Annotated in this window: 10 protein-coding genes; 7 read left to right on the forward strand and 3 right to left on the reverse strand. The window is 71.0% G+C overall.

What is annotated here, in order from left to right:
* Positions 1-144: 144 nt before the first annotated feature.
* Together ABE487_RS11105 and ABE487_RS11110 are read right to left on the reverse strand one after the other, a co-directional pair.
* Complete coding sequence (locus ABE487_RS11105; RefSeq protein WP_346452376.1) at positions 145-1,314, reverse strand: efflux RND transporter periplasmic adaptor subunit; 1,170 nt, start codon at positions 1,312-1,314, stop codon at positions 145-147.
* Entirely contained in the window at positions 1,311-2,147 is an 837-nt protein-coding gene (locus tag ABE487_RS11110) for an SDR family NAD(P)-dependent oxidoreductase (RefSeq protein ID WP_346452375.1), read from the reverse strand. Before ABE487_RS11110 ends, ABE487_RS11105 begins: the two co-directional genes overlap by 4 nt.
* Before the next feature lie 368 nt (positions 2,148-2,515).
* On the opposite strand from ABE487_RS11110, the gene ABE487_RS11115 reads away from it, so the two are divergent.
* Positions 2,516-3,568, forward strand: a complete 1,053-nt coding sequence (locus ABE487_RS11115) for a LysR family transcriptional regulator (RefSeq protein ID WP_346452374.1) — start codon at positions 2,516-2,518, stop codon at positions 3,566-3,568.
* Positions 3,569-3,592: 24 nt separating this feature from the next.
* Here the strand turns inward: ABE487_RS11115 and ABE487_RS11120 are convergent, their stop codons facing one another.
* Complete coding sequence (locus ABE487_RS11120) at positions 3,593-4,561, reverse strand: LysR family transcriptional regulator (RefSeq protein ID WP_346452373.1); 969 nt, start codon at positions 4,559-4,561, stop codon at positions 3,593-3,595.
* Positions 4,562-4,675: 114 nt separating this feature from the next.
* Between ABE487_RS11120 and aceB the strand changes: the two genes are divergently transcribed.
* The 6 genes from aceB (at position 4,676) to ABE487_RS11150 (ending at position 11,632) form a co-directional block, all read left to right on the forward strand.
* Entirely contained in the window at positions 4,676-6,316 is a 1,641-nt protein-coding gene (aceB, locus tag ABE487_RS11125) for a malate synthase A (RefSeq protein ID WP_346452372.1), read from the forward strand.
* 112 nt (positions 6,317-6,428) lie between these two features.
* Positions 6,429-7,760 (forward strand): isocitrate lyase, encoded by a 1,332-nt coding sequence (gene aceA, locus ABE487_RS11130; protein WP_346441990.1) that lies wholly within the window; start codon positions 6,429-6,431, stop codon positions 7,758-7,760.
* A 43-nt stretch (positions 7,761-7,803) separates the two neighbouring features.
* Positions 7,804-8,910, forward strand: coding sequence for an ATP-binding protein (locus ABE487_RS11135; RefSeq protein ID WP_346441988.1), 1,107 nt, complete (start codon positions 7,804-7,806; stop codon positions 8,908-8,910).
* A complete protein-coding gene (gene ntrC / locus ABE487_RS11140; RefSeq protein WP_346452371.1) occupies positions 8,907-10,352 on the forward strand; it encodes a nitrogen regulation protein NR(I) in 1,446 nt (481 codons plus the stop codon). The genes ABE487_RS11135 and ntrC overlap by 4 nt, the downstream gene beginning before the upstream one ends.
* A gap of 75 nt (positions 10,353-10,427) precedes the next feature.
* Positions 10,428-10,955 (forward strand): superoxide dismutase family protein, encoded by a 528-nt coding sequence (locus ABE487_RS11145; protein ID WP_346441986.1) that lies wholly within the window; start codon positions 10,428-10,430, stop codon positions 10,953-10,955.
* Between the two features lie 62 nt (positions 10,956-11,017).
* Positions 11,018-11,632 carry a superoxide dismutase family protein gene (locus ABE487_RS11150; protein WP_346441984.1) on the forward strand — a complete coding sequence of 205 codons (615 nt, stop codon included), beginning with the start codon at positions 11,018-11,020 and terminating at the stop codon, positions 11,630-11,632.
* Positions 11,633-11,836 lie beyond the last annotated feature (204 nt).

Consider the following 11,836-nt stretch of genomic DNA (forward strand, 5'->3'; position numbering starts at 1 on the left):
GCGGGTACAGCGAGGCCTTCTCCGCGACGGCGAAGATGCCCCGAGGGTGCCGATGCGCACCGGGCTTGCTCGGCAAGACCCGGCTCGTGCCCGATGCGCTGCACGCGTCGGCCTCTCCCCAGAGAGGCCGCTGTCATGCGACCTTTAGTGTTGTGCGACCGCCTTGACCGGCTGGCCATCGCGCATCGCGATTGCCTGCGGCGCGACCGGCATGCCGGGCATGAAGACCTTCTGCACGCCGTTGACGATGACGCGGTCGCCGGCGGCCAGGCCCGAGTCGACCACGCGCAGGCCATCGACCATGCGCCCGGGGACGATGTCGCGGCGCTGGGCGGTGTTGTCTTCGCCCAGCACGTAGACGTACTTGCGGTCCTGGTCGGTCAACACGGCCTTGTCGTCGATCAGCACCGCCTCGCGCGCCGTCGCGCCTTCGAGCTGCACGCGGGCGAACAGCCCCGGCGTGAACCGGCGGTCGGGGTTGGGCAGCACGGCGCGGGCGCGCACGGTGCCGGTGGCCGGATCGACCTGGTTGTCGAGGAAATCGACGGTGCCGGCATGCGGGTAGCCGGTCTCATCCGACAGACCCACGCGCACCGCGTTGCGACCGGCCGTGCGTGCGCCCTCGCGGGCCAGCGCCTGGTGCCGCAGGAACGTGCGTTCGTCGGTCTCGAAGTAGACGTGCACCGGATCCTGCGAGACCACCGTGGTCAGCAGCGAGGCGTCGGCCTGGGCGAGATTGCCGGCGGTCAGCAACGCGCGACCGGCGCGGCCGTCGACCGGTGCGCGGACCTGGGTGAACGCCAGATCCAGCTTCGCGGTCTCGACCGCGGCCTGCGCGGCGCGCACCGCGGCCTCGGCTTCCGCGCGGCCGGCGCTGCGGGCCTCGAAGTCGTCGCGCGAAATCGCGCTGGCCTCGATCAACGACTGCGCGCGGTCGTGCCGGGTCGTCGCCAGCTGCGCCTCGGCGCGGGCCCGGGCCAGCTCGGCCTCGGCGCGCTGCAACGCGGCGCGGTACGGACGCGGGTCGATGACGAATAGCAGGTCGCCCTGCTTCACTTCGTCGCCTTCGGCGTAGGCCACGCGCTCGACGTAGCCGCTGACCCGCGGGCGCAGCTCGACGCTCTCGACCGCAGCGATCCGGCCGGTGGCGTCGTTCCAGTCCTTGACCGGCTCGGCGAGCACCGCGGCGACACCGACTTCAGGCGGGGGCGGCGGGCTGGCCGATTCGGCGCGGCTGTCGCAGCCGGCCACGGTGACGGCGATCGCGGCGGCCAGCAGCGAGCCGGCCAGGGCGCGGGTGAGGATGGGGATCATGAGCGGAACTCCTGGGGGGATCGGGAACGGGCCGCGATGCGCTGCAGCAGCGCCTGCGCGGCGGTGTCGTGGGTCGATGCGGGCAGGCACGGTGCCGCCGCGAGGTCGATGTCGTCGGACAGGCCGGGCGGGCGCACCGGCTCCTCGGACGGGAACCGCAGCAGCGCGGCGTCCGGGCGCAGGCGGCCGTCGACCATGCGCAGTGCGTAGTCGGCGATCGCATCGGCGTCCGGCCACTGAGTGCAGGCGTGCGCGGCGTTGTGCGCGGTGCGCACCGGCGAGTCGATCGCCAGCATCTGCACCCGCACCGGCAGCGTTCGTGCTTCCTCGTGCAGCACACGGGCGAGCATCTGCAACGCGGCCGCACCGATCGAGCGGTGGCCGTAGCCCGACCAAGGCTGCTCGGCGCCAGGGCCGCCGACCAGGACATAGGCGCCGCCAGGGACCGGTGCGAGCAGCGGCAACAGATGCCGCGCGGCGGCCAGATGCGGCAGCAGGTCTTCGTCGAGCCGCCGGCGCAGGAAGTCGGCCGGGGCGTCGAGCAGTCGGCGTGCCGGGGCGGCGCCGCGGATGGCCGCGACCACCGCGCCGGGACGGGGGCCGGCCAGCGCGGCGACGCGGTCCGCGAGCGCGGCGGCGTCGGCATCGCTGCACAACGTCGCGGCCAGCGGCAGCACGGTCGCGCCGTGACGCTCGCGCAGCGCGGCGAGGGCGGCGGCGTCGCGCGCCACCGCGATCGTCCGACGTCCGGCGGCTGCAGCGCGGGCGACCAGGCGCGTGCCGATCGCCCCGGTCGCGCCGAGCACCAGCAGCGGCGACATTGTCCCGGTCATGGGATTTTGTCTCCCGAAAAACAGGCTTCGACCGAGGCCTGGGACTCCTGGTCGGGGGTCGACGCCCCCAGCCACGCCCACATCCGGCGCCAGTCGAAACCGCCACCACGCACCCCGCGGGGGGCCGCAAGGCGGGCGCTAGATGATTGATTCGGCGGGATTTCCAACCGACGCCGGGACGCGGCCGTGCGGCCTTGTCGGGCGACGGCATGGAGGCTGGGAACAGGGCGGTCGAGGGACACCGGCGAACTCCGGTCGGGCGAGGCGGCAAACGATAGGCCGCCATCCCGGACTTGATTAGTCCCGATTCGAGGGAATAATTGTCCCTCGAACGGGCCAATCGCGTCCGTCCCCACCGGAGTGCGCGCATGGCCCACGATCTCAACGACACGCTGATCTTCGTCAAGGTGGTCGAGCAGGGCAGCTTCATCGCTGCCGCCAACGCGCTCGGCCTGCCCAAGACCACGGTCAGCCGCAAGGTGCAGGAGCTCGAGCAGCGGCTGGGGGCGCGGCTGCTGCATCGGACCACACGTCGCCTGGGGCTGACCGAGGCCGGCGCGGTCTACCACGAGCATTGCCAGCGCATCGCGCGCGGGCTTGAAGAGGCCGAGGCCGCAGTGGGCCAATTGCAGGGCGGTCCGCGCGGCTGGCTGCGGTTCACCGTGCCCTACTCGATCGGCATCACCTGGATCGCACCGCTGCTCGGCGATTTCCAGGCCCAATACCCGGAGATCCTGCTCGACATGCACATGGGCAACGAGCATCTCGATCTGATCGGCGGCGAGGCCGACCTGGCGTTGCGCGTGGGCACCCTGCCCGATTCCAACTTCGTCGCGCGCAAGCTCGGCAGCCTGCGCACACAGGTCTTTGCCAGCCCCGCCTACATCGAACAGCACGGCGAGCCGCTGCATCCCGACGACCTGCAGCACCACCGCACACTGGTGATGCGCAAGAGCCGCAACCCGCACAACGGCCGGTTCGTATGGTCGCTGACCGACGGCCAGGCGTTGCGCGAGTTCCCGGTCAATCCGCAGTTGGTCGGCAACGACCCGGCCGCCTTGAACTGGGCGCTGATCAAGGGCGAGGGCCTGATGCTGACCGGCGACGTGATGGCCAAGGCCTTCGTCGAAGCGGGCATGGTCCAGCGCGTGCTCGCCGGCTGGACCGGTCCGGAGGTCGACTTCAACGCGGTGTTCGCCGGCGGCCGGCTGGTCTCGCCGAAGGTCCGTGCGTTCGTCGACTTCCTCATCGAGCGCCTGAACTTCGACGCCGACCACATGCAGACCCTGTGCATGGTGCAGAAGCAGGCGATGGAGGCCAAGGCCGCCGGCGAGGTCGCACTGGCGCAGTTGGAGAAGGCCTCGCGCCGGTCCGCGGCACCGGACCCCGAGCGCGCCGAGCCGGTCACCGTCGGCCGGTGACAGTCACGACGGCGACGCGGGCGCTCAGCGTTCCGAGTGTCCGCTGCCGCTGCCGTCGCGCCGGGCGAACAGGTCCGGGCGGATCAGCTCGACGAACGCGCGGGCCTGTGGCGAGAGCAGCTTGCCCTTGCGCACCACGACGCCGTAGCTGCGCGCAGGAAACCACTCCGAGACCGGACGCGTCGCCAGTCGCGTTGCATCGCCCGCCTCCAGGCAGATCGCACTGGCGATCGAGATGCCCAGGCCCATCGCGACGTACTGCTTGATCACCTCCCAGCCGCCGACTTCCAGCGCGATCGTGTAGGGCACGCGCGCCTGCTGGAACACCTGGTCGACCAGCCGATAGGTCACATGCCGCTTGGGCGGCAAAATCAGGCCGTAGCGCGCGATCTCCTCCAGCGTGATCCGCCGCGCGCGCGCCAGGGCGTGGTCGGGCGGCGTGAGCAGGACCGGCTCGAAGCGGTAGACCGGTGCGTAGTCGAGGTCCGGCGGCACGTCGACCATCGAGCCGACCACCAGGTCGACTGTGTCACTGCGCAGCAGGTCGTTGCCGTCGGCGGTGATCGCATCGTGCAGCGTCAGCCGCACATCGGGATGCTGGCGGCGGAACAATTCGACGATCTTCGGCAGCAGGTACAGGATGGTCGCGCTGTTGGCCGCGATCGTCAGCGCACCGGCGTCCAGGCCGCCGACTTCGCGGCGGAAGGCCGCCGGCAGCCCGTCGATGCCCTCCACCAGCGGCAGCGCCAGGTCGTAGAGCACCTCGCCGGCCCGGGTGGGCACCAGCCGTCGGCCGCTGCGCTCGAGCAGCTTGACCCCGAGCTCGCGCTCGAGCGCCTGCAACTGCAGCGAGATCGCGGGCTGGCTGACGTAGAGCGCCTCGGCGGCCCGCGAGACCGAGCCCAGCCGGGTCGTCTGGCAGAACGCGCGCAGCGGCTTGAGCCGGTCGCTCTTGTACGGAAACCGTAATGCGGGCGGGGACTTGGCAGCCATTTGGGCATGGTTATTAGCCAGACTCATAATTCGCATTGACAGAACTCGTTTGTCAAATACCGGGTGTGGAGAGACGGTCTGCTGCACCGCACCACCCCCAAGGCGACCGTTGCGATGAACGCTGTCCACCGACTGCATGCGCTGTCCCCCTCTCCCGCCTGCGACCTGCCGGCGGGCCTGCCGGCAGGTCTCCCGGGCGACCTGCTCGATGACGCCGCCCAGGCCTGTCTGGCGGATCTGCACCGCGAATTCGAGTCCAGGCGTCAGGCCCTGCTCCGCGCCCGGCAGACCCGCCAGGTCGCCTTCGATGCCGGCGCCCTGCCCGACTTCCGCACCGACACCCGGACGATCCGCGAGTCGGCGTGGACGGTCGCCCCGGCACCACCGGCATTGCGCGACCGGCGGGTCGAAATCACCGGGCCGGTCGATCCGAAGATGGTCATCAACGCGCTCAACTCCGGCGCGCAGTGCTACATGGCCGATTTCGAGGACTCGACCTCGCCGACCTGGGCCAATCTGCTGACCGGCCAGTGCGCCCTGCGCGAGGCGGTCGCCGGCAGCCTGACGTTCGAAGGCAACGGCAAGCACTACGCGCTGCTGCCCGAGGCACGCCAGGCGGTGCTGATCGTGCGGCCGCGTGGCTGGCATCTGGACGAAAAGCACGTGCTCGTCGATGGCGCGCCGATGTCGGCAGCGCTGTTCGATGCCGGCCTGTTCGCGTTCCACAACGCCCATGCGCTGGCCGCGCGCGATCGCGGGCCCTATCTGTACCTGCCCAAGCTGCAGTCGATGGAAGAAGCGCAGCTGTGGGACGACGCGCTGGCGCACATCGAGCGCGCGCTGGGCCTGCCGACGGGGCAGATCCGGGTCACGGTGCTGATCGAGACGCTGCCGGCCGCCTTCGAGATGGACGAGATCCTGCACGCCCTGCGCGGGCGCATCGCGGGCCTCAACTGCGGACGCTGGGACTACATCTTCTCGTACATCAAGGCCTTCCGCCGGCACCGCGATCGCGTGTTGCCCGAGCGCGGCCAGGTGACGATGGTCCAGCCGTTCCTCAAGGCGTACTCCGAGTTGCTGATCCAGACCTGTCATCGCCGTGGTGCGCATGCGATGGGGGGCATGGCCGCGCAGATCCCGATTCCGGGCGACGCGGCTGCGAACGAGGCGGCAATGGACCGGGTGCGCGCCGACAAGCTGCGTGAGGTCACCGCCGGCCACGACGGCACCTGGGTCGCGCATCCGGCGCTGATCCCGATCGCGCGGCAGGTGTTCGATGCGCGCATGCGCGGCCCGCACCAGCACGCGATGACGCGCGACGACGTGCTGGTGGCACGCGACGATCTGATCGTGCCGTCGCTGGGCACGATCACGCACGCCGGCTTCGCCGGCAATGTCGAGGTCTGCGTGCGCTACCTCGCTGCCTGGCTCGACGGCAACGGCTGCGTGCCGATCCACGGAATGATGGAAGACGCCGCGACCGCAGAGATCGCACGTGCCCAGCTGTGGCAGTGGCTGCATTACGCCGACGCCGACGCCAGCGGGGTGCCCGGCCCGCCGCTGCATCTCGACGACGGGACCGCGATCGACGACGCGCTGTTCGACCGGGTGCTGCTGTCACTGCCCTCGCGCCTGGCGCGCCAGGCGGTCCCCGGCGCCGCTCGCGTGGCCGAGGCCATTGCCCTGCTCGAGGTGCTGACCCGGGCCGACACGCTGGCCGATTTCCTGACGTTGCCGGCGTACGAGCGACTGTGAAACCCCGCGATGGGTGATGGGTGGCGTGATTGTCCCCCCCAACACGCATCCGGAAAGCCGATTGCCCGCGCCGCCGCACCCATTCCCATCACCACGCCCGAAGGAGTTCTCCATGACCACGCGCCAGCACCAGATCGACGCCCTGCAGCACGAATGGACCACTGACCCGCGCTGGAGCGGCATCCGGCGCACCTATACCGCGGCCGACGTCGTGCGCCTGCGCGGCAGCGTGCAGCCCGAGCACACGCTGGCCCGGCGCGGTGCGCAGCGGCTGTGGACGCTGCTCAACGGCCAGGCCAGGAAGGGCTATGTCAACGCGTTCGGGGCGATCAGCGCCGGGCAGGCGATGCAGCAGGCCAAGGCTGGGCTGGAAGCGGTGTACCTGTCGGGCTGGCAGGTTGCGGCCGACGGCAATACGTCCGAGACCATGTATCCCGACCAGTCGCTCTACGCCTACGACTCGGTGCCGGCGATGGTGCGGCGGATCAACAACACCTTCCAGCGCGCCGACGAGATCCAATGGAAGAACATCGCCGACGGCAAGCTCGACGCGCACGAGGCGATCGACTTCTTCCTGCCGATCGTCGCCGACGGCGAGGCCGGCTTCGGAGGCGTGCTCAATGCCTATGAGCTGATGAAGAACATGATCGTCGCCGGCGCGGCGGGCGTGCATTTCGAGGACCAACTGGCCGCGGTCAAGAAGTGCGGCCACATGGGCGGCAAGGTGCTGGTGCCGACCCAGGAAGCGGTGCAGAAGCTCATCGCCGCCCGCCTGGCCGCCGATGTGCTCGGCGTGCCGTCGATCGTGCTGGCGCGCACGGACGCTGAGGCCGCGACGCTGCTGACGTCGGATTTCGATCCCAACGACGCGCCGTTCGTCACCGGCGAGCGCACCGCCGAGGGCTTCTACAAGGTCCGCAACGGCCTGGAGCAGGCGATCAGCCGCGGCGTTGCCTATGCGCCGTTCGCCGATCTGGTGTGGTGCGAAACCGGCACCCCGGACCTGGGCTTTGCACGCGAATTCGCCCAGGCCGTCCACGCCGCCACACCCGGCAAGCTGCTCGCCTACAACTGCTCGCCGAGCTTCAACTGGAAAAAGAACCTCGACGACCGCCAGATCGCCTCGTTCCAGGACGAACTGTCGGCGCTGGGCTACAAATTCCAGTTCATCACCCTGGCGGGCATCCACATCAACTGGTTCAACAGCTTCCGATTCGCGCACGACTACGCGCGCGGCGAAGGCATGCGCCACTACGTCGAGCAGGTGCAGGAACGCGAGTTCGCCGCCCGCGACCAGGGCTACACCTTCGTCTCGCATCAGCAGGAAGTCGGTGCCGGCTACTTCGACGATGTCACCACCGTGATCCAGGGCGGCGCCTCCAGCGTGACCGCACTGACCGGCTCGACCGAGGAGGCGCAGTTCTACACGACACGGGCGGCGTGAGGGGAAGGGTGCCGGCGGCGGCGCAGTGCACTACATTGGTGCGATGCCCGCCGTCGCCCCCCTGCCCGCTGCCGACTTCGACACGCTGGCCACGCCCCTGGTGTGGACCGGGGGTGATGGCCGCATCCGCGACTGCAACGTGGCCTTCGCGCGCTGGTTGGGGGTGGGCCGGCGCCGGTTGCTGGAGCAGCCGTTGGCCGCACTGGAGGTCGAGGGCGAGACCTTGCGGCATGCGTTGCGCCAGCCCGGCGACGAGAGCGACACGCCGCTGCGACTGCGGCGCCTGGCACTGGCCTTCCTTGGCGGCGAGCCGCGCTTTGCCGACGCCTGGGTGACGCACGCCGCCGATGGCGGCGTGCTGCTCGAGGCGCACCCGGTGGACGAGTTTCCGGGCGCCGATCCGACGCTGGCGATGCCGATGGCGTTGTCGGCCGCGCTGCGCGGGTTGGCGCACGAGCTGCGCAATCCGCTGGCCGGGCTCAAGGGCGCAGCGCAGTTGTTGGCCCGTCGTGCCGGCGACGGCGAAACGGGGGAACTGGTCGCGCTGGTCGGCTCGGAGGTCGGCCGGCTCAGTGCGCTGGTCGACCAGTTGTTGTCGCCCCAGGCGCCGCAGCCGCATCGGCCGTTGAACATCCACGGTGTCTTGGAACAGGTCCTGCGGCTGGCCGAGGCCGATGCCGGCTGGGCGGTGCGGATGGTCCGCGACTACGATCCCAGCCTGCCGGAGCTGGCGGGCGATGCCGATCGGCTGACCCAGGCGATCTGGAACCTGGTGCGCAATGCGATCCAGGCCGGCGCGGCGAACGTGACCTTGCGCACCCGCGCCGCACTCGCGGCGCGGATCGGCGACGAGGTGCATGCGATGGCCTTGCGACTGGAGGTCGTCGACGATGGCCGCGGTGTGCCGGGCGATCTCGTCGAGCAGATCTTCCTGCCCCTGGTGTCGGGGCGTCCGGACGGCAGCGGGCTCGGGCTGGCGCTGGCGCAGCAGGTCGCGCGCGAGCATCGCGGTGCGCTGGTCTACCGCTCGCGTCCGGGCCATACCGTGTTCACGCTGCAACTGCCGTTTCCACCGCTCGATGTCGCGTCTGCGCTGCCCACCGACACCGCTGCTGAGGTCGGCGCCTCTGAGGATCCTGCACCCCGATGACCTCCACTGCCCGCCGCATCTGGGTCGTCGACGACGATCGCGCCGTCCGCTTCGTGCTCGCCACCGCGCTCAGCGAGGCGGGTTACGACGTGTCCGGCTTCGATAGCGCGCAGGCGGTGCACGAGGCCCTGCAGCGGCGTGCCGCGCCCGATCTGTTGTTCACCGACGTACGCATGCCCGGCGACAGTGGTCTGCAACTGCTCGATGCGCTCAAACAGGCGCATCCGCAGCTGCCGGTCGTGGTGATGTCGGCCTATACCGATGTCGCCAGCACCGCCGGTGCATTCCGCGGCGGTGCGCAGGAGTTTCTGTCCAAGCCGTTCGATCTCGACGAAGCGGTGGCCCTGGCGGCGCGCGTGCTCGGCGATCGCGAGCCTGCACCGGCCGGCGCCGGCGAGCCGGCGGTCGAGAGCGCGGACGCGGGTGCGGACGATGCGTTGGTCGGCGACACGCCGCAGATGCGGCAGCTGTTCCGCGCGATCGGCCGGCTTGCGCAGGCCCCGGTCGCGGTGCTGGTGACTGGCGAGACCGGGACCGGCAAGGAGCTGGTCGCGCGCGCGCTGCACCGTGAATCCCCGCGCGCTGGGCGGCCGTTCGTCGCCCTCAATACCGCGGCGATTCCGGCCGAATTGCTGGAGAGCGAACTGTTCGGCCATGAGGCCGGCGCGTTCACCGGCGCTGCGCGGCGCCATGTCGGCCGCTTCGAGCAGGCCGACGGCGGGACGCTGTTCCTCGACGAGATCGGCGACATGCCCGCCTCGCTGCAGACCCGGCTGCTGCGCGTCCTGGCCGAGGACGAGTTCTTCCGGGTCGGTGGCCGTGAACTGATCCGGGTCGATGTGCGGGTGATCGCCGCGACCCACCAGGATCTCGAAGCGCTGGTCGCGCAGGGGCGGTTTCGCGCCGACCTGCTGCACCGGCTGGACGTGGTGCGCCTGCGCCTGCCGCCGCTGCGCGAGCGCCGTGACGACGTGCCGCGACTGGCCGAACGTTTCCTGCAGGCGGCCGCCGCCAAGCTCGACGCGCCGGCCAAGCGGCTGGGGCGGGCCGCGCTGCAGCGGCTGGCGGCGTACGACTGGCCGGGCAACGTGCGCGAGCTGCAGAACCTGTGCTGGCGGCTGGCGGCATTGGCGCCGTCGGAGCGCATCACCGTGCAGGATCTCGACGCGCTGTTGCCGGTGCAGTCCGTTCGCGCGCGGCCAAGCGACGAGGCCCCGGGCGACGCCACGCACTGGGAGGACGCGCTGCGCGCCTGGGCCGACCTGCGGCTGCGCGCCGGCGATGCCGACCTCCATGCCCAGGCCCGCGAACGCCTGGACCGGGTGCTGCTGGAAACCGCGCTGGCCCAGACCGGGGGGCGCCGCGCCGAGGCCGCGGTGCGCCTGGGCGTGGGCCGTAACACGCTGACCCGCAAGCTCGGTGCCCGCGGTCGGCGCGGCTGAGCGGGTCCCGGGCCTTCATCCGCACTGAACTCCCGATCCATAAGGTGTCGTCCGATGCTTCGATCGTTTCGCCCCGTGTTGTCCCTGTTCGCCGCCGCACTGGTCGTGGGCTGCGCGAGCGCGCCGCGCCCGGCGCCGCCGCCGGCCGCTGCGGCCACGCCGCCATTGGCCGGCACCGGCACCGCGAATGCTGCGGTCGCCAACCTCGCGTCGGCGTCGGGCACCCTGGTCAGTGGCCGCGTGATGCTCAGCCCTGCGCAAGGCGGCGTGCGCATACGCGGTGAGATCGGCGGCCTGGTCGGCAACGGCACCCACAACCTGCGTCTGCACGCCCGCGGCGACTGCAGCGCGGTCGATGCCGCCAGCGCCGGCCCCGAGTACGACGCCCAGCGTGGCGCACCCTCGCAAGTGCCTGACTCGGGCGAACGCGGGCGGATCGTTGCCGATGCGCGCGGTGTCGCCATGGTCGACCTGCTGCTGCCCGGCGCGGTGCTGGGCGGCGGCGCGCCCAACGATGTCGTCGGCCGCGCGCTGCTGGTGCTCGGCGCCACGCCCGGCGCGATCAGCGCGCGGGTCGCCTGCGGCATCGTCCGGACCGAATGATCCGCCTGCGTTCATCCCATTCTCGGCGCACTGCGCCATTTCGACCCCGAAGGAGTGTTCCCATGACCCAGACCCGTCGCCTCGTTCCTGCCGTCGCCGTGCTCGCGCTGGCACTGTCGGCCTGCGGCAACAGCAGCACGACCGATAACGAAGATGCCGCCGCCGAGGCCGACCGCGCCGCTGCGCCTGCGTCGGGCCAGGCGTCCGCGCCTGCCGCGCAGGCCGCGAACGCCGGCGCCAGTGCCGAGCTCGCCCCGACCCAGGGCCATGAGACCGCCGGCACCCTGCGCTTTGCGATGGTCGATGGCCGCATCCAGGTCACCGGCACGGTCACCGGCCTGCCGCCTGGCGGTACCCACGGCTTCCATGTGCACGAACACGGCGATTGCAGCGCGCCTGACGGCACCAGTGCCGGTGGCCACTTCAATCCGGCCAGCAGCGATCACGGCCGAGTGGGCCACGGCGCGCACCACGTCGGCGACAGCGACAACATCGTCGCCGGTACCGACGGCACCGCGTCGGTCGACGGCTGGCTGGAAGGCGCGACGCTCGGCGATGGTGCGCCCACCGACATCGTCGGCAAGGCGGTCATCGTCCATGCCAATGCCGACGACTACGTGACCCAGCCGACCGGCAATGCCGGCGATCGGCTGGCCTGCGGTGTGATCCGGTCCTGACGGACTGCCGGCCCCGCTCGCGGGGCCTTGCGCCTCGCGGCTGGGCGTCGGCGAGCGAGATGAAAGCCTCGCCCCCACCCGATGCCTGCGGCATCGACCTTGTAAGTTGCTTTTGCGGTCCGGGAGTTGGCATTTTTCGGATCGCCCCGTGCCAGACCGTCCGACCTTTGATCGATCAGATCGTGGGGGAGCTTGGGTCGGCAT

The sequence above is a fragment of the Luteimonas sp. TWI596 genome (assembly GCF_039674105.1).
Classification (GTDB): domain Bacteria; phylum Pseudomonadota; class Gammaproteobacteria; order Xanthomonadales; family Xanthomonadaceae; genus Luteimonas.